General features: G+C 38.2%; 45 protein-coding genes and 1 other annotated feature. Of the genes, 40 read left to right on the forward strand and 5 right to left on the reverse strand.

Annotated elements, in window-relative coordinates; all coding sequences use genetic code 11:
• The coding region (locus D2908_RS10035; protein ID WP_240628259.1) for a hypothetical protein at positions 1-190 on the reverse strand (190 nt) is incomplete at its 3' end.
• 63 nt (positions 191-253) lie between these two features.
• Positions 254-373, forward strand: a sequence feature (ribosomal protein L21 leader region).
• 35 nt (positions 374-408) lie between these two features.
• On the opposite strand from D2908_RS10035, the gene rplU reads away from it, so the two are divergent.
• From rplU to rpmA, 3 genes are read left to right on the forward strand one after another with little or no spacing between them, the layout of a single operon-like run.
• Positions 409-723, forward strand: a complete 315-nt coding sequence (rplU, locus tag D2908_RS00015; protein ID WP_000109141.1) for a 50S ribosomal protein L21 — start codon at positions 409-411, stop codon at positions 721-723.
• Between the two features lie 15 nt (positions 724-738).
• On the forward strand, positions 739-1,083 hold the full coding sequence (locus D2908_RS00020; protein ID WP_000613699.1) for a ribosomal-processing cysteine protease Prp: 345 nt from the start codon (positions 739-741) through the stop codon (positions 1,081-1,083).
• A 16-nt stretch (positions 1,084-1,099) separates the two neighbouring features.
• Entirely contained in the window at positions 1,100-1,393 is a 294-nt protein-coding gene (rpmA, locus tag D2908_RS00025) for a 50S ribosomal protein L27 (RefSeq protein WP_000916509.1), read from the forward strand.
• An 85-nt stretch (positions 1,394-1,478) separates the two neighbouring features.
• Here the strand turns inward: rpmA and D2908_RS00030 are convergent, their stop codons facing one another.
• The 4 genes from D2908_RS00030 to D2908_RS00045 form a co-directional block, all read right to left on the reverse strand.
• Positions 1,479-2,585: a site-specific integrase gene (locus D2908_RS00030; RefSeq protein ID WP_117303944.1), complete on the reverse strand. Its 1,107-nt coding sequence runs from the start codon at positions 2,583-2,585 to the stop codon at positions 1,479-1,481.
• A 196-nt stretch (positions 2,586-2,781) separates the two neighbouring features.
• Positions 2,782-3,378: a CD20-like domain-containing protein gene (locus D2908_RS00035; RefSeq protein WP_117303946.1), complete on the reverse strand. Its 597-nt coding sequence runs from the start codon at positions 3,376-3,378 to the stop codon at positions 2,782-2,784.
• A gap of 51 nt (positions 3,379-3,429) precedes the next feature.
• Positions 3,430-3,810, reverse strand: coding sequence for an ImmA/IrrE family metallo-endopeptidase (locus D2908_RS00040; RefSeq protein WP_117303948.1), 381 nt, complete (start codon positions 3,808-3,810; stop codon positions 3,430-3,432).
• A gap of 17 nt (positions 3,811-3,827) precedes the next feature.
• Complete coding sequence (locus D2908_RS00045) at positions 3,828-4,187, reverse strand: helix-turn-helix transcriptional regulator (protein WP_117304337.1); 360 nt, start codon at positions 4,185-4,187, stop codon at positions 3,828-3,830.
• 301 nt (positions 4,188-4,488) lie between these two features.
• On the opposite strand from D2908_RS00045, the gene D2908_RS00050 reads away from it, so the two are divergent.
• The 37 genes from D2908_RS00050 (at position 4,489) to D2908_RS00225 (ending at position 24,234) form a co-directional block, all read left to right on the forward strand.
• Complete coding sequence (locus D2908_RS00050; RefSeq protein ID WP_117303949.1) at positions 4,489-4,698, forward strand: helix-turn-helix transcriptional regulator; 210 nt, start codon at positions 4,489-4,491, stop codon at positions 4,696-4,698.
• A 246-nt stretch (positions 4,699-4,944) separates the two neighbouring features.
• The gene (locus tag D2908_RS00055) at positions 4,945-5,211 is read left to right on the forward strand and encodes a helix-turn-helix domain-containing protein (RefSeq protein ID WP_117303951.1); all 267 of its coding nucleotides are present in this window, start codon (positions 4,945-4,947) and stop codon (positions 5,209-5,211) included.
• 18 nt (positions 5,212-5,229) lie between these two features.
• Complete coding sequence (locus D2908_RS00060) at positions 5,230-5,658, forward strand: hypothetical protein (RefSeq protein ID WP_117303953.1); 429 nt, start codon at positions 5,230-5,232, stop codon at positions 5,656-5,658.
• Entirely contained in the window at positions 5,655-5,993 is a 339-nt protein-coding gene (locus D2908_RS00065; protein ID WP_165847400.1) for a hypothetical protein, read from the forward strand. Before D2908_RS00060 ends, D2908_RS00065 begins: the two co-directional genes overlap by 4 nt.
• A complete protein-coding gene (dnaB, locus tag D2908_RS00070; RefSeq protein ID WP_117303957.1) occupies positions 5,990-7,324 on the forward strand; it encodes a replicative DNA helicase in 1,335 nt (444 codons plus the stop codon). Before D2908_RS00065 ends, dnaB begins: the two co-directional genes overlap by 4 nt.
• A complete protein-coding gene (locus D2908_RS00075; RefSeq protein ID WP_117303960.1) occupies positions 7,325-8,086 on the forward strand; it encodes a conserved phage C-terminal domain-containing protein in 762 nt (253 codons plus the stop codon). It abuts the gene before it with no gap.
• Positions 8,087-8,908 carry an ATP-binding protein gene (locus tag D2908_RS00080; protein ID WP_117303961.1) on the forward strand — a complete coding sequence of 274 codons (822 nt, stop codon included), beginning with the start codon at positions 8,087-8,089 and terminating at the stop codon, positions 8,906-8,908.
• Positions 8,908-9,135, forward strand: coding sequence for a hypothetical protein (locus D2908_RS00085; protein ID WP_117303963.1), 228 nt, complete (start codon positions 8,908-8,910; stop codon positions 9,133-9,135). Before D2908_RS00080 ends, D2908_RS00085 begins: the two co-directional genes overlap by 1 nt.
• 114 nt (positions 9,136-9,249) lie before the next feature.
• The gene (locus D2908_RS00090) at positions 9,250-9,462 is read left to right on the forward strand and encodes a hypothetical protein (protein WP_117303965.1); all 213 of its coding nucleotides are present in this window, start codon (positions 9,250-9,252) and stop codon (positions 9,460-9,462) included.
• The gene (locus D2908_RS00095) at positions 9,431-9,940 is read left to right on the forward strand and encodes a DUF1642 domain-containing protein (RefSeq protein ID WP_117303967.1); all 510 of its coding nucleotides are present in this window, start codon (positions 9,431-9,433) and stop codon (positions 9,938-9,940) included. Before D2908_RS00090 ends, D2908_RS00095 begins: the two co-directional genes overlap by 32 nt.
• On the forward strand, positions 9,940-10,326 hold the full coding sequence (locus D2908_RS00100; RefSeq protein WP_117303969.1) for a hypothetical protein: 387 nt from the start codon (positions 9,940-9,942) through the stop codon (positions 10,324-10,326). Before D2908_RS00095 ends, D2908_RS00100 begins: the two co-directional genes overlap by 1 nt.
• Entirely contained in the window at positions 10,323-10,583 is a 261-nt protein-coding gene (locus D2908_RS00105; protein ID WP_117303971.1) for a DUF1372 family protein, read from the forward strand. Before D2908_RS00100 ends, D2908_RS00105 begins: the two co-directional genes overlap by 4 nt.
• Positions 10,580-10,834 carry a hypothetical protein gene (locus tag D2908_RS00110; RefSeq protein WP_117303973.1) on the forward strand — a complete coding sequence of 85 codons (255 nt, stop codon included), beginning with the start codon at positions 10,580-10,582 and terminating at the stop codon, positions 10,832-10,834. Before D2908_RS00105 ends, D2908_RS00110 begins: the two co-directional genes overlap by 4 nt.
• Positions 10,835-10,846: 12 nt before the next feature.
• Positions 10,847-11,350, forward strand: a complete 504-nt coding sequence (locus tag D2908_RS00115) for a MazG-like family protein (protein ID WP_117303975.1) — start codon at positions 10,847-10,849, stop codon at positions 11,348-11,350.
• Complete coding sequence (locus tag D2908_RS00120) at positions 11,334-11,738, forward strand: YopX family protein (RefSeq protein WP_117303976.1); 405 nt, start codon at positions 11,334-11,336, stop codon at positions 11,736-11,738. The genes D2908_RS00115 and D2908_RS00120 overlap by 17 nt, the downstream gene beginning before the upstream one ends.
• A complete protein-coding gene (locus D2908_RS00125; RefSeq protein ID WP_117303978.1) occupies positions 11,735-12,079 on the forward strand; it encodes a hypothetical protein in 345 nt (114 codons plus the stop codon). The genes D2908_RS00120 and D2908_RS00125 overlap by 4 nt, the downstream gene beginning before the upstream one ends.
• Positions 12,076-12,312: a DUF3310 domain-containing protein gene (locus D2908_RS00130; RefSeq protein WP_117303980.1), complete on the forward strand. Its 237-nt coding sequence runs from the start codon at positions 12,076-12,078 to the stop codon at positions 12,310-12,312. Before D2908_RS00125 ends, D2908_RS00130 begins: the two co-directional genes overlap by 4 nt.
• Positions 12,302-12,679 (forward strand): helix-turn-helix transcriptional regulator, encoded by a 378-nt coding sequence (locus D2908_RS00135; protein WP_117303982.1) that lies wholly within the window; start codon positions 12,302-12,304, stop codon positions 12,677-12,679. The genes D2908_RS00130 and D2908_RS00135 overlap by 11 nt, the downstream gene beginning before the upstream one ends.
• Positions 12,680-12,759: 80 nt before the next feature.
• Entirely contained in the window at positions 12,760-13,188 is a 429-nt protein-coding gene (locus D2908_RS00140; RefSeq protein ID WP_117303984.1) for an ArpU family phage packaging/lysis transcriptional regulator, read from the forward strand.
• A gap of 287 nt (positions 13,189-13,475) precedes the next feature.
• Positions 13,476-14,042, forward strand: a complete 567-nt coding sequence (locus D2908_RS00145; RefSeq protein WP_117303986.1) for a site-specific integrase — start codon at positions 13,476-13,478, stop codon at positions 14,040-14,042.
• Positions 14,043-14,280: 238 nt separating this feature from the next.
• Positions 14,281-14,625: an HNH endonuclease signature motif containing protein gene (locus D2908_RS00150; RefSeq protein WP_117303988.1), complete on the forward strand. Its 345-nt coding sequence runs from the start codon at positions 14,281-14,283 to the stop codon at positions 14,623-14,625.
• 212 nt (positions 14,626-14,837) lie between these two features.
• A complete protein-coding gene (locus tag D2908_RS00155; protein WP_117303990.1) occupies positions 14,838-16,106 on the forward strand; it encodes a phage portal protein in 1,269 nt (422 codons plus the stop codon).
• The gene (locus D2908_RS10040; RefSeq protein ID WP_117303992.1) at positions 16,096-17,295 is read left to right on the forward strand and encodes a hypothetical protein; all 1,200 of its coding nucleotides are present in this window, start codon (positions 16,096-16,098) and stop codon (positions 17,293-17,295) included. The genes D2908_RS00155 and D2908_RS10040 overlap by 11 nt, the downstream gene beginning before the upstream one ends.
• The gene (locus D2908_RS00165) at positions 17,264-17,467 is read left to right on the forward strand and encodes a CPCC family cysteine-rich protein (RefSeq protein ID WP_117303994.1); all 204 of its coding nucleotides are present in this window, start codon (positions 17,264-17,266) and stop codon (positions 17,465-17,467) included. The genes D2908_RS10040 and D2908_RS00165 overlap by 32 nt, the downstream gene beginning before the upstream one ends.
• A 122-nt stretch (positions 17,468-17,589) precedes the next feature.
• Positions 17,590-17,766 carry a hypothetical protein gene (locus D2908_RS09885; RefSeq protein ID WP_165847402.1) on the forward strand — a complete coding sequence of 59 codons (177 nt, stop codon included), beginning with the start codon at positions 17,590-17,592 and terminating at the stop codon, positions 17,764-17,766.
• 114 nt (positions 17,767-17,880) lie between these two features.
• Positions 17,881-18,135 carry a hypothetical protein gene (locus D2908_RS00170; protein ID WP_117303996.1) on the forward strand — a complete coding sequence of 85 codons (255 nt, stop codon included), beginning with the start codon at positions 17,881-17,883 and terminating at the stop codon, positions 18,133-18,135.
• The gene (locus D2908_RS00175; protein ID WP_117303998.1) at positions 18,132-18,851 is read left to right on the forward strand and encodes a phage antirepressor KilAC domain-containing protein; all 720 of its coding nucleotides are present in this window, start codon (positions 18,132-18,134) and stop codon (positions 18,849-18,851) included. Before D2908_RS00170 ends, D2908_RS00175 begins: the two co-directional genes overlap by 4 nt.
• Positions 18,852-18,956: 105 nt before the next feature.
• Positions 18,957-20,372, forward strand: coding sequence for a terminase (locus D2908_RS00180; RefSeq protein ID WP_117304000.1), 1,416 nt, complete (start codon positions 18,957-18,959; stop codon positions 20,370-20,372).
• 81 nt (positions 20,373-20,453) lie between these two features.
• Positions 20,454-20,915, forward strand: a complete 462-nt coding sequence (locus D2908_RS00185) for a DUF4355 domain-containing protein (RefSeq protein WP_117304001.1) — start codon at positions 20,454-20,456, stop codon at positions 20,913-20,915.
• Positions 20,916-20,929: 14 nt separating this feature from the next.
• The gene (locus D2908_RS00190; RefSeq protein ID WP_117304003.1) at positions 20,930-21,826 is read left to right on the forward strand and encodes a phage major capsid protein; all 897 of its coding nucleotides are present in this window, start codon (positions 20,930-20,932) and stop codon (positions 21,824-21,826) included.
• Positions 21,827-21,829: 3 nt separating this feature from the next.
• Positions 21,830-22,048, forward strand: coding sequence for a HeH/LEM domain-containing protein (locus D2908_RS00195; protein ID WP_117304005.1), 219 nt, complete (start codon positions 21,830-21,832; stop codon positions 22,046-22,048).
• Between the two features lie 20 nt (positions 22,049-22,068).
• Complete coding sequence (locus D2908_RS00200) at positions 22,069-22,464, forward strand: phage Gp19/Gp15/Gp42 family protein (protein WP_117304007.1); 396 nt, start codon at positions 22,069-22,071, stop codon at positions 22,462-22,464.
• Entirely contained in the window at positions 22,451-22,789 is a 339-nt protein-coding gene (locus tag D2908_RS00205; RefSeq protein WP_117304009.1) for a hypothetical protein, read from the forward strand. The genes D2908_RS00200 and D2908_RS00205 overlap by 14 nt, the downstream gene beginning before the upstream one ends.
• On the forward strand, positions 22,782-23,018 hold the full coding sequence (locus D2908_RS00210; protein WP_117304011.1) for a hypothetical protein: 237 nt from the start codon (positions 22,782-22,784) through the stop codon (positions 23,016-23,018). The genes D2908_RS00205 and D2908_RS00210 overlap by 8 nt, the downstream gene beginning before the upstream one ends.
• Positions 23,019-23,354, forward strand: coding sequence for a hypothetical protein (locus D2908_RS00215; protein WP_061418860.1), 336 nt, complete (start codon positions 23,019-23,021; stop codon positions 23,352-23,354). It abuts the gene before it with no gap.
• 14 nt (positions 23,355-23,368) lie between these two features.
• The gene (locus D2908_RS00220; protein ID WP_117304013.1) at positions 23,369-23,920 is read left to right on the forward strand and encodes a phage tail protein; all 552 of its coding nucleotides are present in this window, start codon (positions 23,369-23,371) and stop codon (positions 23,918-23,920) included.
• A 50-nt stretch (positions 23,921-23,970) separates the two neighbouring features.
• On the forward strand, positions 23,971-24,234 hold the full coding sequence (locus tag D2908_RS00225; protein ID WP_206269738.1) for a hypothetical protein: 264 nt from the start codon (positions 23,971-23,973) through the stop codon (positions 24,232-24,234).
• The last annotated feature ends 5 nt before the right edge of the window (positions 24,235-24,239 follow it).

A 24,239-nucleotide genomic window follows, 5' to 3' on the forward strand; every position in this document is an offset into this window, starting at 1 on the left:
TTATCCCAAATTTATTTGAAAGCTTCTCTATACTATATCCTTGCTTTCTAAGTTTATAGATCTGAACTTTATCCTCATAAGTTAATTTCATAATAAAAACACCCCAAAAATTAGATTTTTTCTGTCTAACTTTTGGGGTGCAGTACACTTTTTGCCAAGTGGCGGAAAAAAGTAAAAGAAAAAGCTTCATTTTAGGTGTTATTACTTGTAAGAAAATAGGAGATGTGCTATACTTGAAGAGTTGACTATGCACGTTCCTGTGCAACCGCACGAACATCGTTGCTCGTGGTATAACAAATTTAAACTTTGTTATATTTAGAGCTCTTCTTTTAAGTGGTTCGTCCCACGATGCTAGGCGAGTCTTCACAAATATTCGGGGAAACCCATAAAAATCATAGGAGGTGCATAATGAGCACATACGCAATTATCAAAACTGGCGGAAAACAAGTTAAAGTTGAAGTTGGTCAAGCAGTTTACGTTGAAAAATTGAACGTTGAAGCTGGTCAAGAAGTTACTTTTAACGAAGTTGTTCTTGTTGGTGGTGAAAACACTGTTGTTGGAACTCCACTTGTTGCTGGAGCTACTGTAGTTGGAACTGTTGAAAAACAAGGAAAACAAAAGAAAGTTGTTACTTACAAGTACAAACCTAAAAAAGGTAGCCACCGTAAACAAGGTCACCGTCAACCATATACAAAAGTTGTCATCAACGCAATCAACGCTTAATTTTAAGGAGAACACATGATACAGGCAGTCTTTGAGAGAGCCGAAGATGGCGAGCTGAGGAGTGCGGAAATTACTGGACACGCCGAGAGTGGCGAATACGGCTTAGATGTCGTGTGTGCATCGGTTTCTACGCTTGCCATTAACTTTATCAATTCCATTGAGAAATTTGCAGGCTATGAACCAATCCTAGAATTAAACGAAGATGAAGGTGGTTATCTGATGGTTGAAATACCAAAAGATCTTCCTTCACACCAGAGAGAAATGACTCAGTTATTCTTTGAATCATTTTTCTTAGGTATGGCAAACTTATCGGAGAACTCTTCTGAGTTCGTCCAAACCAGAGTTATCACAGAAAACTAACACGGAGGAAAACATTATGTTAAAAATGACTCTTAACAACTTGCAACTTTTCGCCCACAAAAAAGGTGGAGGTTCTACATCAAACGGACGTGATTCACAAGCGAAACGTCTTGGAGCTAAAGCAGCTGACGGACAAACTGTAACAGGTGGATCAATCCTTTACCGTCAACGTGGTACACACATCTACCCAGGTGTAAACGTTGGACGTGGTGGAGACGATACTTTGTTCGCTAAAGTTGAAGGCGTAGTACGCTTTGAACGTAAAGGTCGCGATAAGAAACAAGTTTCTGTTTACCCAATCGCAAAATAATCGCTCTAAGTAGCATTAAATAAGGCTTTCCGAGTTTTCGGAGAGCCTATTTTTTTGTTTTGATACCCACGCTGATACCCATATTTTAAAAACCAATGTAAGAAGCGAACTTGTCAGCCACTTCATCCTTTGCTTTTTGAGTGACATGAGCATAGATGTCCATAGTGGTTTGAATATTCTCATGACCGAGTCTTTCCTGGACTTCCTTGATAGTAGCACCAGCTTCGAAGAGTAGTGAGCAGTGTGTATGCCTAAAGCCATGTGGTGTGATTCGTTTGAAATCAGGGTGCTTTCTCCAGATTCTGTTCAACATATTGTTGACATGGACAACACTCTTAGGTTCTCCATTCTCATTTTTAAAAAGAAGTCCTTTTGTACTATACTTGTGCCAATCCTTTAAAACCTTAATTGTTTTTGAATCGAGAGTAATTGTTCGGGCACTCTTTTTTGTCTTTGGAGTCTGAAAGATAAGTTTATTATCTTCCCCCTTGGCCAAGGTTTGATTGACAGTAATCTGTCCTTTTTTTAAATCAATATCAGACCATCTTAGAGCGCTAATTTCATTTTTTCGCATTCCGGTAAAAGCTAGTAATCTAAAATATGTCAGCATTTCAGCATCATCGAAGCCTTTTACGATTTTGAAAAATTCTTTCAGTTCTTCTTTATTGTAGAACTTTTCAAGTTCATCTGTATTATTTTTTTGTCGTTTAGGCTTCAGTGTCTTTCTCATCGGATTCGTTTCAATCAACTCCATTGAAATAGCGTAGTCAAAGATTTGATTTGCTATGCTGATGATTCCAAAAAATCTTTTGTATTCGTCTGCCCACTTATTAACTTGAGTTTGACACATGGTCATAGTAATCTTGTTTATAGCTTTATCTCCAAAAATCGGCAAGATATGACGGTCCGCAATGCTAGTCTGGCTTACGTAGGTTGACTCTTTAACAGTATTTTTATAATGGTCCTTCCAAATCTCATAGACTTGTAGAAAGGTGGTTGTAGTGGTGTTTTTTGCTCTGAATGTCTTTTTTTCATAGTCAGTCAGGCACTTTGCTTCAGCAAGTCTTGCCTCACGTTCTGTTTTAAAGCCACGACGGAAGGTTTGAATCTTCTTGCCAGTCAACGGATCTAATCCGTGATAAGCCTTAAAATAGTAAGCAGTGATTCCGTTTTTTTGGTATTTTCCAATCATTGATTTTACCTCACTTTTTTGATAAAATAGGTATAAGAAAACGACCTTTTTAATGGTTGTTTCTTATAATGGATATTCAAAACCTTTTCTAATTGCTTGCCTGCTAGTAGATATTGGTTAAAAATATCTCCATTTGCTTTAGTCGCTTGCCTGGGTCGCCAAACTTTTAGCAAGTGACTTTTTTTGTTGTCTTTTTTTATTCAAGTCCTGTTGCTACTTTGGTAGTCAATAAGAAAGTGCCGTCATCTTGTTTTGCAAACGATAAAACAACACTCTTGTATTTAGTACCTAGTGAAGTGTAAGAGATTGTTTTGCTTTCATGATCATTCACTGAACTTGTGTTAGTATCGCTTGGTTCACCATGCTCTTTTATGATGTCGTCATATTTAGAACCGCCTGCACCGTTATTCATGATATCGCCAGTCACTAGCGCATCAAACTGTTCTTTTGTCCAGTTAAATTTAGCATCTTCTTCTTTTTGTGAAGATTCAATTGAAGAACTTGCTGAACTAACTGCTTGTTCCACATCTTTACCAACTTTATCAAGCGATGTAGCATACATAGCTTGAGTTGCAAGCACGATAGCAATCGAAACAACCGATAAAACAGTCCCAATAATAGCTAGTGTTTTTGGTCTTTTTCGATTTACTGCAAAACCAATTAAACCGAAAATAAGAGCTAAAATAGCCAAAACGAATGAAAAATTATTGATAATAGGCATCCATGAGCCAATTAGAGCCATCGCTCCAAAAATAATAGCCAAAATGCCTAAAACTTTGCGTTCTTGTTTCATAATGAAACCTCTCTATCAGCTTTTAGTGTGAATCAGTTGTTGCACATATATTTAATTTACTAATGATAAATATTCTTCCTTGACCATCGTTTCATCAGCGATGGTTTTTAGGTTATATTTTTCCATAAAGACCAAGTAATTAAATACGGTCTTATCTTCAGCGATATCCAATTCAGCTTTCATGAGGTGATGAATCATATTACGATTTGCTTCCAGCTCACATTTCTCCCTAAAAAGATGATAAGTTTCTGGAGTGTGACCTCTATGGCCTATCTCATGTAAAGCGACTTGTACCCTTTTTTCATCAGATATAGAATCGCTCAAAAACATAGTTTTGAGAGCTGGAATGTAAAAAGCTTCATCTGGAAATAGACCATCTTCAAAAATCTCTATATCTATACCTAGATTTTGAGAAAATTCTTTTTCAGTCATAAACAATCCGACCTTTATTATTGTTTTCTGAGATAAATCTCTATTATGTTTTGAATTGCTTTTTTGTCTTCTTCAGTTAGTGGTTTACCATTGAAGCGCATAGCAGTAGAGGCGAGCTCTTCAACATCTACCTCTTTGCCCTCAAAAAAGAATTGTTCTTTTGTGTTAGCAATAGCAGGGTTATCTGTTCGTCCGAGCAGGTAGTCAGTTGAGACATTGAAGTAGTCTGCGATTTCTTGTAGGCGGTCAGATTTAGGAGTCTTTTCTTTTAAAGTATAGAGGTAATTTATACTATAGCCTAAATCTTCGGCAACTTTTTGAAGACTTATTCCTTGTTTTTGGGCAAGTTCCTTAATCTTTTCAAGTGTGGAAAACATTGTCATATTACCTTTTCTAAAACATGACAAAAAATATTTTATAAAAAAGTGTTATTTTCTATTGACAAAAATAATACTAAAGTGTAAAATGGTTTTTGTAAGTTAATAAGTTAGTAAAAAACAGAGTTAAAACTTATCTAAAAATAAATAGCTTTGGCGAGCAAGAAAATTGATAGATACATGGTTTTATCAAGGTTTTTAATTATGCTTTCATTTTACACTATGGTGTAAAAGTTGTCAAGCGTTTTTATAAAATAATTTACTAACTCTTTAACTTAACTAATTAAAAGGAGGAGGTCACATGAGCCAACAACATCTTAAATGGATTGAGCTTGTAAAAGAGCGAATTGAAAAACGTGGGTGGTCACAGACGGACTTGGCCATTGTTGTAGGTGTTAGTCCATCAGCCATCACACAGTTACTGAAAGATGGAAAAGGGAGTGATGACTTGAAACTTCGCATTAACAAGAAGTTGCGAATCAACGAGTCATGGGAAAAATTTGAGGAGTAGAAAAATGAGACCTAAACGATATCCGTATAGTGGTGGAAAAGAGTCCACCTTTGTAAAGACAGGCACTGAGTTAGTAAAAACATTAAACCTCTATACTAATAATATGAATCCACAATTATTATATGTTGACACAATAACGTGGGGCGATATCTTGACGTGGCTTGTTTTATAGATAAAAAAACACCTGACGGAAATCAGGCGCATAGAAAAATAACCAATAAAATTATAACACATTAGGAGGCTCTTGTGAACATACTTAGCGAAGAATGTGAAAATGGTATCCGATCAGTAGTAAGAACTCAAGTCAAAGAATCATTCAAAGAATTTTTAGAGCATGAAACAACAGAAAAACGATGGCTGTCCATCGAAAGTGCAGCTAATTATGCTGATTGTAGTGCTAACACCATCAGAAAATGGTTAAGAATGGGTTTGAATCTATACAAGATTGACGGAACAAAAAGAATTGATAGAAATGAATTGGATAACTTTGTGCAGTCGCACTTAGTGATTTAGAAGGAGAAGGATGAAAAAATGACAGAACCAACTTTATCAAGCCAATTACTTGGCTTAGTAACGATCTTTATTGGGATCTTTATCCTGATGCTGCTAACAGCTAAAAACGAAGAAGAAGCTGAACAAAAAACAGTAATCATCATCGAAGAAGCTGAAGACTTCAGAGAAATTGTTCGAAGAAACTTGAAAAATAGCGATAGGAAATCCACTTATGATACCCAGCCACCTGTCGGACTACCTTCATCGATTGAGGACGTACCACAAGTTTTTAGAGAATGCATCGAAGATTATGACAGGCTCGCTCAGGACTACCAGGAAGAAGCAAGAATTAATGACCTTCTAAGAAGTCAAAATACGAATCTCTTAGAAGAAAATGGGCGTTTGCTTTATCAGGAAATGACCATGGATTTCCGTCAGAATCCAAGAAAATGGAGGGCAAAGACATGACTGTTAGCCGTGACATGAGCGAGATGGAAATACGTGTGTTAAACATGATCATGAATTGCGCTACTTTCGATTTGCCTATTCAAGCGAGTGAAATCCGCTTAGAAACCGGACTGTCGAAGCGTAAGCTGGAAGAGACTATCGAAAGCTTACGTGTCAATTTTGACCACCCTATCGTGGCTAAGAAGATGAAGCCAAATGGATATTACTTACCACGAAGCGAGGAGGAGCGACAAGCTGGGCTTGCTCCTTACCGTAGACAAATCTTGACGGAGCAAAAGAATCTGGCTGCGGTCATGAATATTGACCTAGAAAAATACTGGGGGAATAGAGCATGAATGAAGAATTTAGAATACCCCCTCATGATCTAGTTGCTGAGCAATCTGTTTTGGGAGCGGTATTTATCGCACCTGACACAATCATTTCATTGGCAGATGAATTGATTCCTGATGATTTTTATAAACCAGCTAACAAGATTGTATTTAAGACCATGTTGTCTCTCTTTAAAAAAGGGGAGCCAATCGATACCACCACTATGGTGTCAGCTCTTACCGATCAAGGGCAGATTAAAGAAATTGGTGGCATAAATTATGTTGTCGAATTAGTGAACTCCACACCAACTTCCAAAAACGTGGAGCATTATGCAAAGTTAGTAAAAGAGAAGTCAACTCTAAGAAGAGTAATTGCTGATTTGTCGGACTCACTCTCTAGTGCTTATCAAGGCGATGTATCAATCAGTGACATCATCTCAAAGACTGAAAAGTCACTGCTTGACATCAGCAATCAGAATACAGGTACAGAATTCCGTAATGTGGCTGATATCCTAGATACACATATGCAGATAGTCGAGACTCGCTCACAGACAGATGGATTCGTGACTGGTCTATCAACTGGCTTTGTAGGGCTAGATAAGATTACAACAGGCCTTCATGACGGGAATCTTATCATCCTTGCTGCGCGACCTGCCATGGGTAAGACGGCGCTAGCTTTGAACATTGCAAAGCATGTGGCTGTACAGGAACATAAACCTGCTGTTATCTTTTCGCTCGAAATGGGAGCAGAAGAATTGATTGAGCGCATAGTGGCATCTGAGGGGATGGTTCCAGGTTATCATCTGAAGACTGGGAATCTTAGCACTGATGAGTGGAAAAGGCTTGTACAGGCGCAAAGCAATCTCTATGATACGCCTATTTTCGTGGATGATACTGCTGGTATTCGGATTTCAGAGATACGGTCAAAAGCTAGGAAATTGTCTCAAGAAATGGGTGGTCTAGGCATTATCATCATTGACTACTTGCAGTTAATCACTGGTTCAAAAGGTGAGAATCGTCAGCAGATTGTTTCTGAAATTTCAAGGGAATTGAAGATACTAGCAAAGGATTTGAAAGTACCCGTCATTGCCCTGTCACAGTTAAGCCGAGCGGTTGAGCAGAGACAAGATAAGCGCCCGATGCTGGCAGATTTGCGAGAGTCTGGCTCTATTGAGCAAGATGCAGATATTGTCGCTTTCTTGTATCGTGATGCCTACTACCAGAAAGAGCAAGCTGACAGTCAAGAAGCGAATAATGTGACCGAGCTAATCTTGGAAAAGAATCGGCATGGTAGTCTTGGAACAGTGAAGTTGTATTTTCACAAAGAATACACAAAATTTTCTAGTGTGGAGGAGTAGATGGCAGAAAGAAGAATGGTCAGCAAGACCATAATGCAAACACAAAAATTTTTAAGGCTACCGCTTGAAACTCAAGCACTATACGTTCATTTAGTAATCAATTCAGATGATGATGGCATAGTTGAAGCATTTCCTGTTGTTAGAATGATTGGTGCTAGTGAAGACAGTTTAGGTTTGTTGGTCATTAAGCAGTTTATAAAGCCTCTTAATCAAGATATGGTCTATTTCATTACGGATTTTAATGAACAAAATAAAATCAGACCAGATAGGCACAAACCTAGTATACACAGAGATTTAGCTATTCAACAACTCGGATTGGAAGTTGATGGAAGTAGATTGGTTGAGCCTGGAAAGGTAGTTTTAGAGATAAAAGAAGAATGTCAGACAGTTGACGGACAAGTGACAGACAAATGTCCGCATAGTATAGGTAAGGATAGTATAGGTAAGGATAGTATAGGTAAGGATAGTATAGATAATATCCCTTATAAAGAAATTATTGATTACCTAAACTTAAGAACCGGAAAGAATTATAGAGCCACTATCCAAAAAAATAAAGCTTTAATTAAAGCAAGATGGTCAGAAGGTTATCAACTAGATGATTTTAAACAAGTAATTGATAACATGGTTAAAAATTGGCATGGAACTGAATATGTCAAATACCTCAGACCAGAAACTCTTTTTGGAACGAAGTTCGATGGTTATTTAAATCAAGGAAATGTCGCTAAACGTGAAAAGAAAACAGACGAAAGGCTAGGATTTTAGATGAAACAGTTTAAACAATTTAGAACTAGAACAGTTCTTGATGATATCTGTGAAATCCATGGATGCAATCTTTGGTCTGTTAAGATTCCTATCAAGGGCAAGGTTGAGGAAATCAGTCAATGTCCTGAGTGCGAGAAAGAGAATATCCGACGATTTGAAAAGCAACTAAATATGGAATCCGAGGTAAAAAGTAAACTATCGGATACTTACGAGGTCTTTGCTCGTGACAGTATTGTTTCAAGTAAGCTTGCCAGCAAGTCGCTACATGACTATGAGATTCAGGTTGATATTGATGAAAAGGCTATGAATTTCGTGAAGCGGTTGGAACGCTACTATGCCAAGGGTGAGACTGGGAATGCTATCATCACTGGCCCGTCTGGTGTTGGTAAGAGTCATCTAACCTATGGCTTGGCTCGGTTTCTCAATGAGCAATTTAAGTCTTATGATGAACCGAAAAGTGTGCTATTCGTTTCAGTTGTGACTCTGTTTGATAAGATTCGTGAAAGTTTTGAGTTTGACAATGGATTTTCAGAAGCTAAGATGGTCAAGCTATTGTCTGAGGTTGATTTTCTTTTCTTGGATGACCTTGGGAAAGAGAGTCGTAAGGCTGACACGAAGCGGAACGAGTGGGCACATCAGATATTATTCAAGATCCTGGATAATCGGACGAATACGATTATCAACACGAATCTGTCTAGTGAAGAAATTAGGGAGCTTTACTCGGATGATTTTGGGAACGGTGCTTTATCAAGTAGAATTTTCGAGGGAGCAACTGGAAAGTGCTTTGTGTATCCGTCTGGGATGAAGGATAGGAGGTATTGATGTTAAATCTCTACTTCGTCTACAACGGGCACTGCAAGTTTTTCCTTGGGAGGTTTGACAATGTCGATGAACTTATCGAACGGATGAAAGACCATCAACGGGCTTTCTCAGGTATCACCAGACCAAAATTCAAGAAATATATCGGAAAAGACGATGTACGTTTTGATTATGGTGCGGTAGATTGCTATTACTTAGCAACAAAATCAACGTGCCGCGAACCACGTTAAAAGCGAGCTAGAATATGCGTCAGACTTGGACGAATGACGTATAAAGAATTTGCTAGCTCTTGTGTCTTTGAGTCATGAGGGGCAAGAGCTGGATTTTTATAAACAGGATAAAACATGGAATACAGCAAACAGACAGTCATTGACGGACTGAAACGGACGATAGATCAGACGGAGGCAAGGATAGTTGAACTATCTGAGCCGTGTGTCAAATCGCTTGCTTTTAGCAGGTCTGAGGAACGTGACTTGCTTAAAAAGAAAGTGAAAAACTGGAAGAAGAGAATAAAGGAGTTGGAAGATGAACAAGCAGGAATTGATTTATTTTTGTAACGTATTAAAAGAAAATAAAAGTAGATTTATCAATTGTATTGATGTAGATAGAATCATCGATGCGATCAAACAACTAGACGAACCAGAAAAAGTCAAAGTTCCGCAGTTTGTGGATGATGTGATTGAGGGTGCAAGAGAACATAGTCCAGAACTAGAGGATGCGTTGCATTATGCTTGGAGCAATGGAAGCCAGGAATTTACAGAATGGTATCAAAAGAAATCCAACAGAGACCTCTTCGCCCGAGCTTGGCTTGACGGCTACGAGGTCGAGAAAGAGAAGAAGTACTATGTAAGGTTTAAATGGATTGAATCATCATATAGTTACTTAACCTTTATTAAACGCTTTGACGCTTGGACGTTAGCGGATATAAAACTAGATAAAAAATTTCGTTCAGCACACACCCGAAAAGAACTCGAAGAAGCTGGCTTCGGCTGGGTGTTCGATTGCCCAGGTATTGAGATTGAGGAGGTGGAGTGATGAATAATGAAGTCTTTGAAGAATTGGAAAAGCTTATGAGTTATTTTCCCGACTCATTTATAAACAGACAATTAGAATTCATTCTCATCCCAAAAACAAACACATACTTTTCTTTAAGAGATTGTTTGACAAAGAATGATGTCATTTCAAATGTCTTGATGTATTGCACTAGAGATATTGCCAAAGCTATGCCTTATCAACAACAGAAGCGAAATATTGATTTCTATGTAGTTAATAGAACACGCTTGGAAAAATATTTAGGGTTAAGTATTAATGTAAATGTGGTTTATCATTGCTTAGGAAATGGAATTAACAAAGAACTCACATACAGATTTATCGAGAGTGGTTTTGATATGACTTTACTTTATAAGGAGATTACAGAATGAAACGATTTATCGCAATCTGGATTCTTCTATCTGCTGGACTAAACATCTGGCAGATGAACAGGATTCGAGATTTGGAAGAGAAGAAGCCGATGATTGTCTATAAAGCTGACAATCAAGGCGCTGAGATATTTGGTAAGGTCGTCGAGAAAGGACGACATGGGAAGTTATACACGGTGACTATTCGTGACTACGGTGTGTTCGTGGTTACGAAGGATGTGTATGATAAAGTGAAAGTTGGGGATGAGGTAAAAATATGAAGAAAAAATTAGTTACTACAATTTTAATCAGTTTGTCTTTTATTAGTCTTGTAGGGTGTGGGAATAAGGATATTTTAGGAACAATCTTTACTTTCAAATATGCAAAAGTAAAACTAGTTGATGGGCAAATTATCGAAGGCAAAGTCAAGGAATGGGCAAAATATGACCAGCAAGATAGTATTCGCGTTACTTTTGAAAATGGAGAGGTATATTACACTCACTCAAGTAATGTAACCTTATATAACAAATAGATAGGAGTTATCATGAACACACTAGAAAATGTAAAACAATGGTTTATAGACCGTGATCTTGAAAACGGTGGACGGCTGGACAAGCAGTCACTAAAACTAAGCGAAGAGTTCGGTGAACTCTGTGCTGGCTATCTCAAAAAGAATGAGCAACTGACAAAGGATAGTATCGGAGATTGTGCAGTTGTGATTGTTGGTCTGGCCTTGATGGTTAAAGCTGATGTGCAGGAGATTTTTAATGAAGTTTTTAGCGACGAACACTATGTTATAGAATGTCTGGTCTTTTTGAACAGGTCAATCAGCAATATTCAGTTATCTGATGGATTTAAAAATAAAGAGTTATATATAATCGATTTAACTCGTTCAATTTATTGGTTAAAATCGCTAAGCAATGCCCTTGGATATGATTTTGATGAATGTTTTGAACTGGCTTACCAAGAAATTAAAGACCGCAAAGGCCGTTGGATTGACGGTTCGTTTGTCAAAGAGGAGGATTTGCCAGATGATTCCAAAATTTAGAGCGTATGATAGTGGCACGTTAAGTCGTATGTACCAACCAGACGAAGTGATGGTCGGTGATGGCAATATCTGGATTATTGATGAGGATTCAGTTGCTGGTGACTGGATAGTAAATAATGACATTCACCTCATGCAATCAACAGGACTCAAAGACAAGAATGGTAAGGAAATCTTTGAGGGGGATGTGATTTCAACATATACTGATAATTTAGTTATCAAAAGGGATAATTTACTTGGGTTTTATGTAGAAGTGGGTGAAAAAAGAAATTATTTTGCTGAAACAGTAGATATTGAGTATCTTGACTTATTTGCTAAAGATTTTGGTGTTGCAGTTGAAGTCTTAGGTAACATCTACGAAAACAGAGAGCTTTTGGAGGAGAAGGAATGAAACCGAAAAGATACCCTTTCAGTGGAGCTAAAAAAGAGAGTGAAGCTAAGAAGATATCGTTAATGCTTAAAAAAGTCGATGAATCAGACTTGAAAGGATGTGTTTGGGCGGAGCCTCTACCTCTCTATAGAAAAACAAGAGTCCATGTAGAGATAGAGGGTTATGGAAAGAAAATCACGACTGAGTTTAAAACAGATGATATGGTTTTTTCCAAAAAAACTTCATTCTTTAAGAGGGCATTATTCAAAAGAGCTGAAATGATGTCTCAGTTTGATTTTAGAGAAATGCCAGTTGAAGAATGGAACCGAATAATCTTAGAACTTTTGGAGGCTATCAAATGAACCCAGAAATAATTGACAACGTAAATAAACCAAGTCATTACCAAGGTCGTTATGGCATGGAATCTATCGATGCTTTAAGAAATTTCATGACACCAGAACAGCTGAAAGGCTTCTATCTTGGGAATGCCTTGAAGTATCAACTGCGATTCCAGAAGAAAAACGGTCTTGAAGACCTGAAGAAAGCTAGAAAGAACCTTGACTGGCTGATTGAGGAGATGGAGTATGGAGAATAGGAAATTTTTCTCAGAACAAATTAGATTGTGGCGAATTGGTAAGGGTCTATCTCTAACAAAAGCTTCAAAGAGATTTGGTATTAGTCCAAGGGCATTTTCAAATTGGGAAAGAGGTCTAATACCAAGCGATCGTCAGAAAGAACGTCTGTCAAAAGAGTTAGGATTGGATAAAGATGTATTGTTCAAGAAGTGTGAGATTGGAAATCTTAATGCGCTTTTGAAAGAAAAACGTTTGGAACAAGGACTTACTCGTACAGAATTAGCAAAGTATTTAGGGTATTCTTCAACAATCATAAGTTATTGGGAGAGAGGTTTGGAAATTTCCGAATGTGAAGCGGAAGATATCTGTACTTTCTTTGGGATTTAGATATAAAAAAAGAGCCAGCACACGGCTGACCCTCAAACAACAAAATCATTAAGACTATTATATCATGAGGAGGAGTTCGTGTGCAAATAGAATTATTGGATATCATCGATGAAAAGAAGACAAGAAAGGAAGCTATCAAAGTCCTTAAAAAATACAGTCGTCTGAGACGGATTGCTGGAGAAGAATACGCTCCAAAAATAACAATATCTTACTCGCTTGAACCAAGGCCATCAAGTGGTAAGACAAGCAAGCAGGTAGAAAGCATGGTCGTGCGTAGGGTATCAGCTCAGCAGGACCTAGAACTAATTGCTAAAGCGATTAATAATCTTTCAGATTTGGAATACACACGTATTCTTGTTGAACGATATTGCAGGAAGAAAAGGAGGGAAGACTATAGCATCTACTCAGAACTAGGCTACTCATCTAGTGAGTATTATCGGATATTAAACAAAGCTCTATTAGAGTTTGCGGAGTCCTATCAAGCCAGCAACCTTCTGGTTTACAAGTGATTTCTGGGAAAATCTTGGGAAAAATCTGGGAAAATCTTGGGAGAATTGGAACGGAAAAAGGTGCTAAAATAGTATTATCCAATGATTGACAACGAACAGTCATGAGGACTCCTAAAAATACAGAGGTTCCGGCCTCTTAGACAGTAAGGACAGGTTAGCAGGTTGTTTGGGTCTCCTTGAAACTTTTACCAAGCGTGCGTTTTACTGCTAGACCAGCTGGTTCAATTCCAGCTACTGTCATATTCAATGCCACGACCAGTGGCTTTTTATGTAGGAAGGAGAGGTACATGAAGAAAGTAGAACCAATTCGTGATCTAGATGATATCGAACGAATCAAAGATTACTTGAAAAATAAAAGTGATAGAAACTATGTTTTATTCATGTTTGGAATCTACTCTGGTTTAAGAGTGAGCGACATAGTACCTCTTCAAGTCAAGCAAGTAATTGCTGATAGGATTGAACTAAAAGAGAAGAAGACTGGTAAGATAAGGTATTTTCCAATCAGTCCGCCTCTCAGAAAAGAAATCAATCGATACATTAAAGATAATCAGTTAGCAGAGTACGACTATCTCTTTCCAAGTAAAAAGAAAAAGAGAACAGATGGTGTTCGTATTACACACATTGGAAGAGTAGCGGTCTATCAAATACTGCAAGACGCAGCTAAGTATGTAGGTTTGAATCATATAGGAACTCATTCAATGAGGAAGACATTTGGTTATCATCATTATAAAAAGAATGGGAATGTAGCTATTCTGCAAAAGATTTTTAACCACTCTACACCAGATATAACGCTCGGTTATATCGGTTATAGTCAGGACGAATTGGATGAAAGCATACTATCATTTGACTACTAAATAACCCATCTATTTTACATAATGAGAAAATGTAAATTAGTTTTTAGAAAAACATAGTGAAAGCCTTGGTACTCTTGATTTTAAAGTTGTTTAATTTTATTTAACAGAATATAAGATATGTTAAATATACGAGGGTGCCAGAGATTAAAAAACACCCCCCTCCTAGATTAAAAAAACACCCCCTCCTACATCATAGAATTCCACCCCGCACTCACTAAAAAGAAAGGACCCTCCCTAAATGAATACCCCCCAAGAAAGACCAGACCGGAGTGGTCCTCACCGAGTCGCCTTTGAAAAGAATAAAAAGATTATTCTTAAGACAAGAAATACTTGTGGGATTTGTGGACTACCAGTAGACAAGTCATTGAAGTATCCACATCCTTTGTCACCAGTCATTGACCATATCATTCCAATTAATCGGAACGGTCATCCATCAGATATCAATAACCTACAGCTCGCGCACTGGCAGTGCAATAGACAGAAGTCTGACAAGCTTTATGCTGATGATAAAACAACAAGTACAACTGTTGTTGGCAACAGGAACTTGCCACAATCGAGAGATTGGACAAAATATAAATCTTAATAAAATAAAATAAAAAAAATATAAAATTATTTTTTTAAGAAAGATATAAATTAACAGCATACTAGATTTTTAGAAAAATGTAATGTAAATGTATGAGGAAAGTCCTAGTTAAGGATAGGGGGGTATCCCCCTCCCACTAGGCGCTCGCGAGCTTCACGCCGTCACTGTACATTTTTTCTCGCGCCAAATCATCACAAAGAAAGGAGAACGGTTTGGAATTAAGAGGGATTGAGTATCTCAGGAAAAAGTTGAATCTCTATCAGAGTAGAGTAAATCTGAGGTATAAACATTATGCAATGCAACATCATGAAGCGCCGACAGGGATTACAATTCCTGTTCATATTAGAGCAAAGTATAAAGCAGTTCTTGGTTGGGCTGCAAAGGGTGTTGATAGTCTTGCAGATCGTTTGATTTTCAGGAAATTTGCTAATGATGATTTTAATGTTATGGAAATCTTCAATCGGAACAATCCTGATATTTTTTTTGATAGTGCTATTTTATCTGCTTTGATTGGTTCGTGTAGTTTCGTCTACATTTCGAAGGGTGAAGATGATGAGGTGAGGTTGCAAGTCATTGAATCAAGCAATGCAACTGGTGTCATTGATCCTATTACTGGGTTGCTTGTGGAAGGTTATGCGGTGTTGGCTCGTGATGATTACAATCGTCCAACGCTTGAAGCATACTTTGAACCTAATGCTACTCATTTTATTCCGAAAGATGGTAGACCATACTCGGTTGTGAATGAAGCTGGTATTCCTCTGCTGGTTCCTGTTATACATCGTCCTGATGCGGTTCGTCCTTTTGGTCGGTCTCGTATCACCAGAGCTGGTATGTATTATCAGAAATACGCTAAGCGTACTTTGGAACGGGCGGATATTACTGCTGAGTTCTACTCATGGCCACAAAAATACATTCTTGGGCTTGATCCTGATGCGGAACCTATGGAGAAATGGAAAGCTACTGTATCAAGCTTGTTGACGATTTCTTCAAGCGATAAAGGTGAGAAGCCGAGCGTTGGACAGTTTACTACAGCTAGCATGTCACCGTTTACTGAACAACTGAGAACAGCCGCTGCTGGATTTGCTGGTGAAATGGGCTTGACTTTGGATGATTTGGGCTTTGTGTCTGACAATCCATCATCTGTGGAAGCAATCAAGGCTAGTCACGAAAATCTTCGTCTCGCAGGTAGAAAGGCTCAGCGCTCACTAGGAGCAGGTTTACTTAATGTGGCTTATGTTGCAGCGTGTTTGCGTGATGAGTTTCGTTATAGCAGAAGCCAATTTGTCAGAACTACAGTCAAATGGGAGCCATTATTTGAAGCTGATGCGAATACCATGACTATGATTGGTGATGGTGTTGTCAAACTAAATCAGGCTTTACCTGGTTACATCAACGCAGAAACCATTCGAGACCTTACAGGTATCGCTGGAGATATGTCTGCTAAGCCAGTGGTAAGCGAGGGTGGTTCAAATGGAGAATGATGTTTTACCTGGTATCTTGAAAGATGTTCAGGAGAGGTTTGAGAGGGATTTTGGTAAGAGCGAGATTATCAGAAATGCTTTTGCTGCATTAAAAGGAAAAAAAGCTACTTACAAAACTGCAAATGAGTTTGCGATTGAAATTGGTGAAATTCTCTCTAAGGCTCTAGGAGCGTCTCTGAGCGCCGACAAACTACCAGACGGTAAAATGTATTACAATATCGCTCAACGTTTGCTGACGGACGTGCTAGGGCGAAATCACGAGCTTGTAAGTGGTTATGCTAGCGATGTTCAGAAAAATTTGAATGATGAAGCAAAAATCGGTCTCAAAGTGCAAGTTCCTGAATTGAATCAGGATCGAATCGCTGGTATTGTCAATCGCTTTTCGTCTGAGGAGAATTTTGAGGATGTCAGTTGGTTGCTCGGTGAACCTATTGTGAATTTCACTCAGTCCATTATCGATGATACAATCAGGAAGAATGCGGAGTTTCATGCTAAAACTGGATTGGTACCGACGATCAGTAGACACTCTACTAGACGTTGTTGCAAATGGTGTGATAGCTTGGTAGGAAATTATATATACGGTGAAGAGCCAAATAATTTCTACAGAAGGCATCAGCATTGCACTTGTGTAATTGACTATCATCCTAAAAATGGTAAGGTTCAAAATTCTTGGACTAAAAAAATCAGAAATGAGAGTTCTGATGAATTAGAAAATCGTAAGAGAATAAATATTGATGTGCGTGATAACAATCGCAAAGCAGACATTCAGGAGTATAAGACAATAGTTGATGTTTTAGGAGTTAAAAACGCTCCTATTTCACTGGCAAAATTTCAGGATTTGAAGTATAATGATGTTAAGGGATACAAGGAACTAAAAGACCGTATAAAATGGACTAAAGCAAAGTTCCCTACTGAAAAATCTTTAAATGGTCATTTCAAAGATCATGGAAAAGAATTTGGCGATATAACCATTGAAGAATACCAAAAAATGGCGTCTGATTTGTTATCAAAACAGACATCGGACAAGATATTAGGTTATCAGACGGAACATAGACGAGTTCGTTATGATGTTGAGAACAACGTATATGTTTTAGGAAATCCTAAAGTACATAAAATAAATACGATGTTTAAACCAGACTTAGGAAAGGAGTACTATGATGGAGAATTCAAAAAAGACATGGGAGATTGATGGTTATCTATGGCTTCATTGCCCTGTTTGTGGAACTGAAGTTATGGACTATGATATCTGTGACGTCTGTCATTGGCAAAATACAGGTATTATAAATACCGATGGCGGTCCAAATAAAATGACACTTGCGGAGGCTAAAGAAGCTTTTGCTAAGGGAGAACCGATTAAATAAAAGCACTTAACTAGAGTTGAAGTTAGGTGCTTTTCTTATTTTTAATTTTTTTCAAAAAACCTCTTGACTTTTTGGTAACACGGTTATATAATAATTGTGTTACCAAGAAAAGAGGTGATGACATGGTAGCAAAAGTCGGAAGACCGAAAAGTGAAAATCCTCGCAGAAATAATACAAGACTTCGTATGACTGATGAAGAAGTAGCAATGTTAGAGTATTGTGCTGAACAAACAGGAAAGACGAAGACGGAAATTCTAATGCTAGGACTAGAAAAGGTCTACAACGAAATAAAAAAATAGCCTAGAACCCCCAAACGCCAATCTGTGGTTCTAAGCTATCGCTCGAAAGAAACTCTTTCTGAAATCATTATATCAGAAAAGAGCTTCTTTGTCATACTCAAAGGAGTTTTTATTATGGCAAAAAATGAACTTTTAGATAGCTATGAAGAATTAGTAAACTATACTGCTGAGATTAGAGAAAGCTTGGATATATTGCATGAATGGTTAGCCAAGAAACCTAATTTTGAGGATTATCATTCTTATTATGATTTGATTTCAAATCATGGTCAGCACTTTGCCTTACTGAATCTGATCCTACATCGTATGGACTGCTTAATCGAAGAACATACTCAAAAAATTAATAATGGATTAAAAGGAGAAATAAAATGAATCAACTTATTACTGTAAACTTAAATGATAACCAAGAACCAGTTGTATCTGGTCGTCAATTACACGAAGCATTGGGAGTTAATTCAAACTATACAACATGGTTTGATAGAATGACCGAATACGGTTTTACAGAAAATGAAGATTATGTTTTGCTTTCCAATTTTGGAAACCAAACAGGTCGAGGTGGACACAACAAAGTAGACCACATTATTAAACTAGACATGGCTAAGGAAATTGCCATGATTCAACGAACTGACAAAGGAAAAGAAGTCCGTCAGTATTTCATACAAGTTGAGAAAGACTTCAATAGTCCTGAAAAGATTATGGCTCGTGCTTTGAAGATTGCGGATAATAAAATCCATAAACTGGAAGCGCAGATGGAAGCAGACAAGCCAAAAGTTCTCTTCGCTAATGCCGTGTCAGCTAGTCAGACTTCTATTCTGATTGGAGATTTTGCTAAGTTGCTCCGTCAGAATGGTCTGGAAATTGGTCAGAATCGTTTGTTCATTTGGCTACGTGAAAATGGATTTCTAATTAACCGAAAAGGGGACTCTTGGAATATGCCAACTCAGCGTAGTATGGATAGGGGATTGTTCGAAATTAAAGAACGAACACACCATGAACCTAATGGAACGATTCGCATCAGTAAAACTACAAAAATTACTGGAAAAGGTCAAGTCTATTTCATGGAAAAACTATTAGCAGAAGTAGCCTAATATAAGCACTCGAAAGGGTGCTTTTATTGTGCTTTAGTTTAGGAGGTGATCCGATATCTCCCAGCGATAGGGTTATCATGCGATGACGATTGAAAGGAAATTAGAATGGCGAGGAAGAAGAAACTTGGCAATCAGAATCCTACTCAATCGGTGATTTTAAAATACGTCAAGAAAAATTCAAGAGCTAAGGAAGCGATTGAACTTTACGAACGGACAGGTCTTTCTTGTTATGCCTGGCAGAAAAATCTTTTGTTACCGATGATGGCCATTGATAAAAACGGACTTTGGGTGCATCAGAAGTTTGGCTATTCAATTCCACGTCGTAATGGTAAATCAGAAATCCTCTATATTTTTGAAATTTGGGGGTTGCATAAAGGATTAAATATCCTACATACTGCTCACAGAATTTCTACCTCTCATGCCTCTTTTGAGAAGGTTAAACGATACCTTGAGAAAATGGGGTATGTAGATGGTGAGGATTTTAATTCCATTCGAGCTAAGGGGCAAGAAAGGATTGAACTTTATTCAACAGGTGGTGTTGTTCAATTCCGTACCAGAACCTCAAATGGTGGTCTTGGTGAAGGTTTTGATATGCTGATCATTGACGAGGCTCAAGAGTACACGACAGAGCAAGAATCTGCCTTGAAGTACACGGTAACAGATAGTGAGAATCCTATCACAATTATGTGTGGAACACCTCCGACACCAGTATCAAGTGGTACTGTCTTTACTAAGTATCGTGAGACATGTTTATTTGGTAAAGGGAAGTATTCTGGTTGGGCCGAGTGGTCGGTTTCTGATGAAAAGGAGATTGACGATGTGGAAGCCTGGTACAATTCAAATCCATCTATGGGTTACCACTTAAATGAGCGTAAGATTGAAGCAGAGCTTGGTGAGGATAAGTTGGACCATAATATCCAGCGTTTGGGCTTCTGGCCAACATACAATCAGAAATCTGCTATTTCTGAAACTGAGTGGAATGAACTTAAGGTGGATGATGTCCCAGAGTTATCTGGGAAGCTATCTGTTGGTATTAAGTATGGCCAAGATGGAACGAATGTAGCGATGAGTATTGCTGCACGGACCAAGGATGGCCGTTTCTTTGTGGAAACCGTCGATTGTCAATCCGTTCGTAATGGGAATGAGTGGATGGTTGCTTTCTTGCGTCAAGCTGATGTGGCTCAGATTGTCATTGATGGCGCAAGTGGTCAAAAGATCCTGGACGAAGAGTTGAAGGACTACAGAATCAAGAATGTGATTCTTCCGACGGTGAAAGAAATCATCGTGGCCAACGCTCTTTGGGAACAGGGAATCTACCAGAAAACCATCTGTCACGCTGGCCAGCCATCGCTATCAAAAGTAGCTACTAACTGCGATAAGCGGAATATTGGTTCAAATGGTGGCTTTGGTTATCGATCGCACTTTGACGACATGGATATTTCTTTGATGGATAGTGCTTTGCTTGCGCACTGGGCTTGTGCTACGACTAAGCCTAAGAAAAAGCAAAAAATCAGTTATTAAAATAAGCGGTCAGGTGACTGCTTTTTTTGATGCCAAAAAATTACCGAACTGCCGGGGAAGCAGGAGAAAGGAGACATGAGAATGTCAGAATTTAAACCAATCACTACACAAGAAGAATTTGATGCTGCTATTAAGGAGCGTTTATCTCGCGAGAAAGCGAAGTATAGCGACTATGACCAGCTCAAATCTCGTGTTGAAGAGTTGGAAACAGAAAATGTTGGCTTGAAGTCAACGATCGAAGCTACTAATCAAAGTAAGGCAGATGCTGATAATCAACTCGAAGGTTTGCGGCATCAAATCGCTGGTTATGAGACGGCGAGTCTGCGAACTCGGATCGCTTTGCAACATGGACTGCCTTACGACCTTGCAGATCGTTTGCAGGGAACTGATGAAGAGAGCTTCAAAGCAGATGCGGAGCGCTTGGCTGGGTATATTAAAAAATCTCAACCAGTTGCGCCTATTAGAGATTCGGAGCCTGTTTTAGAAAAAACAGAAAATACACTGTATAAAAACCTAGTACAAGGTTTAGTTTTTGAAGAATAAAGGAGTAATAATATATGACAGATCAACTATCAAAAGGAAAACTATTTGACCCAATGCTTGTAACCGACCTCATCAACAAAGTTAAGGGTCACAGCTCACTGGCTAAATTGTCTAATCAACAAGCGATTCCGTTTAATGGATTAAAGGAATTCACATTTACATTGGATTCTGATGTAGATATTGTTGCAGAAAATGGGAAGAAAACGCATGGTGGTGCAAGTTTAGAACCTGTAACTATTGTGCCTATTAAAATTGAGTATGGCGCTCGTGTATCGGATGAATTTATTTATGCTTCAGAAGAAGCTAAAATCGATATTTTGAAGTCATTCAATGAAGGGTTTGCTAATAAAGTAGCTCGTGGTATTGATATCATGTCCTTCCATGGCGTAAATCCACGTACTAAACAAGAATCCACTGTTATTGGGGATAACTGCTTTGATAAAGTGGTCACTCAGACAGTGAACTTTACAACAAGCGATCCAGATACTAATGTTGAAGATGCAGTTAAAATGATTCAGGGAGCTGACAATATCGTTAGCGGTATGGCTATTGATACTACATTTGCAAGTGCACTAGCTAGCATGAAGAACGCAGCTAATGAACGCCTATACCCTGAATTGGCATGGGGAGCAAATCCAGGTGCCATTAATGGTCTACCTGTAGATGTGAATACTACAGTTGGTCTTAATGTTGGAACCAATAAGGATGTTGCTATTATTGGTGACTTTGCTAACATGGTTAAATGGGGATATGCTAAGCAGATTCCACTCGAAGTCATTCGATATGGTGATCCAGACAATTCTGGAAAAGACTTGAAAGGTTATAACCAAGTCTATCTTCGTGCAGAAATCTATCTTGGATGGGGAATTTTGGACAAAAATAGCTTTGCTCGTGTTGTGAAAGCGGGGTAGTATATGGAATACATTAATGTAAAAACAGGAACTACTATCGTTACTGAAAATGCAATTAGTGGAGGTGATTGGGTTTCGATTGAAGAATACAAGCCCTTGGATTCATTGACTAACGCAGCGTTGAAAGAAATCCTTGATGAAAAAGGTATTACTTATGATAACCGCGCCACAAAATCTGAATTGATTTCGCTTATTGAACAAGCTGACTCTGAAGCTCAGTAGTCGCTTGGCTGGAGGTAGAAATGGAAAACTTTGCAACAGTAGACGATCTTAAAAAATTGTGGCGAACGTTAAAATTCGATGAGGAAAAACGAGCTGAAGCACTGTTGGAAGTTGTTTCTCATTCTCTTAGAGTTGAAGCTAGGAAAATTGGCAAAGATTTAGATATTTTAGTTAGTGAAGATTCATCTTATGCCAGTGTTGTAAAATCCGTAACAGTCGATGTTGTCGCTCGTACATTAATGACTTCAACAGAGCAAGAACCAATGACTCAATTTGCTGAGAGTGCTTTAGGATACTCTGTGAGTGGTTCTTTTCTAGTTCCTGGCGGTGGCCTATTTATCAAAGACTCAGAATTAAAACGTCTTGGGCTTAAAAAGCAAAGATATGGGGTGATTGATATTTATGGGACGGATTAAAGGAATTACAATAACATTATTGGATACGATTGAAGATGGAAAGGATGACTTCGGTCATCCTATCTATCGTGAAACTGAAATCCAAGTGGAAAATGTACTAGTAGTACCGTCATCGACAGATGATGTTACCACACAAGTGAACTTAACAGGAAAAAAAGCTGAATATACTTTAGCTATTCCAAAAGGAGACCAGCACGACTGGAAAGAAAAAACAGTCATATTCTTTGGTCGTAAATGGCGTACAATTGGTATTCCTTTAGAGGGTATCGAAGCTATGATACCACTTGATTGGAATAAGAAAGTGATGGTTGAAACTTATGAGTAATACCAAAATCAAGCTTATCGGTGCGGGTGTAGGAGCTCTTTTGAAATCAAAAGAGATTCAAGATATCTTGAACAAAGAAGCAACGGTCATTAAAAAAAGATGTGGTCCTGGATATGAACAAGATAGCCACGTTGGTAAGACAAGAGCCAATGCTATGATTTATCCAGCTACGCGAAAAGCGAAGAGGGATAATTTGAAAAATAACACTTTATTGAAGGCGGTGCATTAGATGATTGAAATTATTATCAAGAAATATCTTGACGGTCATTTAGATGTACCGTCATTTTTTGAGCATGAAGCTGAAGCTCCCGATAGCTTTGTCATTATTCAAAAGACAGGTGGGAAGGAGCGAAATCATTCTGGTAGTGCGACCTTTGCTTTTCAAAGTTATGGCCCAACTATGCAGAAGGCTGCAGAGCTTAATGTGAAAGTGAAAAGTGCTGTGAAAGGATTGATTGAGTTAGATTCAATCTGTGGTGTCCACCTGAACAGTGATTACAATTTTACGGACACTGAAACAAAACAATATCGATATCAAGCCGTATTTGATATTAATTATTTTTAAAAAGGAGAAATTAAATGGCTACAGAAGCAAATGTAACGACTGCAAAACCTAAAATCGGAGGTGCGGTTTATTCTGCACCTCTTGGAACAACACTGCCAACTGATGCAACTACAAAATTAGATGATGCGTTTAAAGCACTAGGTTATATTTCAGAAGATGGTATGACTAATAGCAACTCCCCTGAGTCAGAAAATATTAAGGCATGGGGTGGTGTCGTTGTAAGTTCAGTTCAAAAGGAAAAGACAGACACATTCAAATATATGCTGATTGAAGCATTGAATGTGGAAGTTTTGAAGGAAGTTTATGGATCAGATAATGTATCTGGGGACTTGTCATCAGGAATTACCATTAAGGCAAATTCAAAAGAATTGCCACATCATTGCCTTGTAATCGAAACAGTTCTAAAAGGTGGTGTACTTAAACGTATTGTTATCCCTTCAGGAAAGGTAACTGCCATCGATGAAATCACTTATAACGATGGAAGTGTTCTTGGATATGGTACGACAGTCACTGCCTTTCCTAACGCTACTGATGACACACACTATGAATACATCAAAGGAGCTTAACTATGTCAAAACAAAATCGCAAAAAGAAAAATAAAGAAGCTGCGCCACAGATTAAAACAATCCGTGGGGTGACTTCGACCGGATTTGCTTTTGAAATCACAAAAGAGCGCTTGGAAAACTATGAGTTGCTCGAAGCAATCGCTGAAGTAGATACAAATCCGGCAGTTTTACCAAAAGTGGTCAAACTTATGCTTGGTGACAAATCAGAAGATTTGAAAAACCATGTGCGGACTGTGGATGGCATTGTTCCTTTGGATAAAATGGGAGCAGAAATTAGTGAGATTTTCACAAGTCAGAACCAGTTAAAAAAATAGCGCTC

The organism is Streptococcus sp. LQJ-218, assembly GCF_003428885.1.
Classification (GTDB): domain Bacteria; phylum Bacillota; class Bacilli; order Lactobacillales; family Streptococcaceae; genus Streptococcus.

Excerpts from the sequence above, each read along its gene's own strand:
- rplU (WP_000109141.1), top strand. The coding sequence starts at position 409 with ATGAGCACATACGCAATTATCAAAACTGGCGGAAAACAAGTTAAAGTT.
- D2908_RS00020 (WP_000613699.1), top strand. The coding sequence starts at position 739 with ATGATACAGGCAGTCTTTGAGAGAGCCGAAGATGGCGAGCTGAGGAGT.
- rpmA (WP_000916509.1), top strand. The coding sequence starts at position 1,100 with ATGTTAAAAATGACTCTTAACAACTTGCAACTTTTCGCCCACAAAAAA.
- D2908_RS00030 (WP_117303944.1), bottom strand. The coding sequence starts at position 2,585 with ATGATTGGAAAATACCAAAAAAACGGAATCACTGCTTACTATTTTAAG.
- D2908_RS00035 (WP_117303946.1), bottom strand. The coding sequence starts at position 3,378 with ATGAAACAAGAACGCAAAGTTTTAGGCATTTTGGCTATTATTTTTGGA.
- D2908_RS00040 (WP_117303948.1), bottom strand. The coding sequence starts at position 3,810 with ATGACTGAAAAAGAATTTTCTCAAAATCTAGGTATAGATATAGAGATT.
- D2908_RS00045 (WP_117304337.1), bottom strand. The coding sequence starts at position 4,187 with ATGTTTTCCACACTTGAAAAGATTAAGGAACTTGCCCAAAAACAAGGA.
- D2908_RS00050 (WP_117303949.1), top strand. The coding sequence starts at position 4,489 with ATGAGCCAACAACATCTTAAATGGATTGAGCTTGTAAAAGAGCGAATT.
- D2908_RS00060 (WP_117303953.1), top strand. The coding sequence starts at position 5,230 with ATGACAGAACCAACTTTATCAAGCCAATTACTTGGCTTAGTAACGATC.
- D2908_RS00065 (WP_165847400.1), top strand. The coding sequence starts at position 5,655 with ATGACTGTTAGCCGTGACATGAGCGAGATGGAAATACGTGTGTTAAAC.
- dnaB (WP_117303957.1), top strand. The coding sequence starts at position 5,990 with ATGAATGAAGAATTTAGAATACCCCCTCATGATCTAGTTGCTGAGCAA.
- D2908_RS00075 (WP_117303960.1), top strand. The coding sequence starts at position 7,325 with ATGGCAGAAAGAAGAATGGTCAGCAAGACCATAATGCAAACACAAAAA.
- D2908_RS00080 (WP_117303961.1), top strand. The coding sequence starts at position 8,087 with ATGAAACAGTTTAAACAATTTAGAACTAGAACAGTTCTTGATGATATC.
- D2908_RS00085 (WP_117303963.1), top strand. The coding sequence starts at position 8,908 with ATGTTAAATCTCTACTTCGTCTACAACGGGCACTGCAAGTTTTTCCTT.
- D2908_RS00090 (WP_117303965.1), top strand. The coding sequence starts at position 9,250 with ATGGAATACAGCAAACAGACAGTCATTGACGGACTGAAACGGACGATA.
- D2908_RS00095 (WP_117303967.1), top strand. The coding sequence starts at position 9,431 with ATGAACAAGCAGGAATTGATTTATTTTTGTAACGTATTAAAAGAAAAT.
- D2908_RS00100 (WP_117303969.1), top strand. The coding sequence starts at position 9,940 with ATGAATAATGAAGTCTTTGAAGAATTGGAAAAGCTTATGAGTTATTTT.
- D2908_RS00105 (WP_117303971.1), top strand. The coding sequence starts at position 10,323 with ATGAAACGATTTATCGCAATCTGGATTCTTCTATCTGCTGGACTAAAC.
- D2908_RS00110 (WP_117303973.1), top strand. The coding sequence starts at position 10,580 with ATGAAGAAAAAATTAGTTACTACAATTTTAATCAGTTTGTCTTTTATT.
- D2908_RS00115 (WP_117303975.1), top strand. The coding sequence starts at position 10,847 with ATGAACACACTAGAAAATGTAAAACAATGGTTTATAGACCGTGATCTT.
- D2908_RS00120 (WP_117303976.1), top strand. The coding sequence starts at position 11,334 with ATGATTCCAAAATTTAGAGCGTATGATAGTGGCACGTTAAGTCGTATG.
- D2908_RS00125 (WP_117303978.1), top strand. The coding sequence starts at position 11,735 with ATGAAACCGAAAAGATACCCTTTCAGTGGAGCTAAAAAAGAGAGTGAA.
- D2908_RS00130 (WP_117303980.1), top strand. The coding sequence starts at position 12,076 with ATGAACCCAGAAATAATTGACAACGTAAATAAACCAAGTCATTACCAA.
- D2908_RS00135 (WP_117303982.1), top strand. The coding sequence starts at position 12,302 with ATGGAGAATAGGAAATTTTTCTCAGAACAAATTAGATTGTGGCGAATT.
- D2908_RS00145 (WP_117303986.1), top strand. The coding sequence starts at position 13,476 with ATGAAGAAAGTAGAACCAATTCGTGATCTAGATGATATCGAACGAATC.
- D2908_RS00150 (WP_117303988.1), top strand. The coding sequence starts at position 14,281 with ATGAATACCCCCCAAGAAAGACCAGACCGGAGTGGTCCTCACCGAGTC.
- D2908_RS10040 (WP_117303992.1), top strand. The coding sequence starts at position 16,096 with ATGGAGAATGATGTTTTACCTGGTATCTTGAAAGATGTTCAGGAGAGG.
- D2908_RS00165 (WP_117303994.1), top strand. The coding sequence starts at position 17,264 with ATGGAGAATTCAAAAAAGACATGGGAGATTGATGGTTATCTATGGCTT.
- D2908_RS09885 (WP_165847402.1), top strand. The coding sequence starts at position 17,590 with ATGGTAGCAAAAGTCGGAAGACCGAAAAGTGAAAATCCTCGCAGAAAT.
- D2908_RS00170 (WP_117303996.1), top strand. The coding sequence starts at position 17,881 with ATGGCAAAAAATGAACTTTTAGATAGCTATGAAGAATTAGTAAACTAT.
- D2908_RS00175 (WP_117303998.1), top strand. The coding sequence starts at position 18,132 with ATGAATCAACTTATTACTGTAAACTTAAATGATAACCAAGAACCAGTT.
- D2908_RS00180 (WP_117304000.1), top strand. The coding sequence starts at position 18,957 with ATGGCGAGGAAGAAGAAACTTGGCAATCAGAATCCTACTCAATCGGTG.
- D2908_RS00185 (WP_117304001.1), top strand. The coding sequence starts at position 20,454 with ATGTCAGAATTTAAACCAATCACTACACAAGAAGAATTTGATGCTGCT.
- D2908_RS00190 (WP_117304003.1), top strand. The coding sequence starts at position 20,930 with ATGACAGATCAACTATCAAAAGGAAAACTATTTGACCCAATGCTTGTA.
- D2908_RS00195 (WP_117304005.1), top strand. The coding sequence starts at position 21,830 with ATGGAATACATTAATGTAAAAACAGGAACTACTATCGTTACTGAAAAT.
- D2908_RS00200 (WP_117304007.1), top strand. The coding sequence starts at position 22,069 with ATGGAAAACTTTGCAACAGTAGACGATCTTAAAAAATTGTGGCGAACG.
- D2908_RS00205 (WP_117304009.1), top strand. The coding sequence starts at position 22,451 with ATGGGACGGATTAAAGGAATTACAATAACATTATTGGATACGATTGAA.
- D2908_RS00210 (WP_117304011.1), top strand. The coding sequence starts at position 22,782 with ATGAGTAATACCAAAATCAAGCTTATCGGTGCGGGTGTAGGAGCTCTT.
- D2908_RS00215 (WP_061418860.1), top strand. The coding sequence starts at position 23,019 with ATGATTGAAATTATTATCAAGAAATATCTTGACGGTCATTTAGATGTA.
- D2908_RS00220 (WP_117304013.1), top strand. The coding sequence starts at position 23,369 with ATGGCTACAGAAGCAAATGTAACGACTGCAAAACCTAAAATCGGAGGT.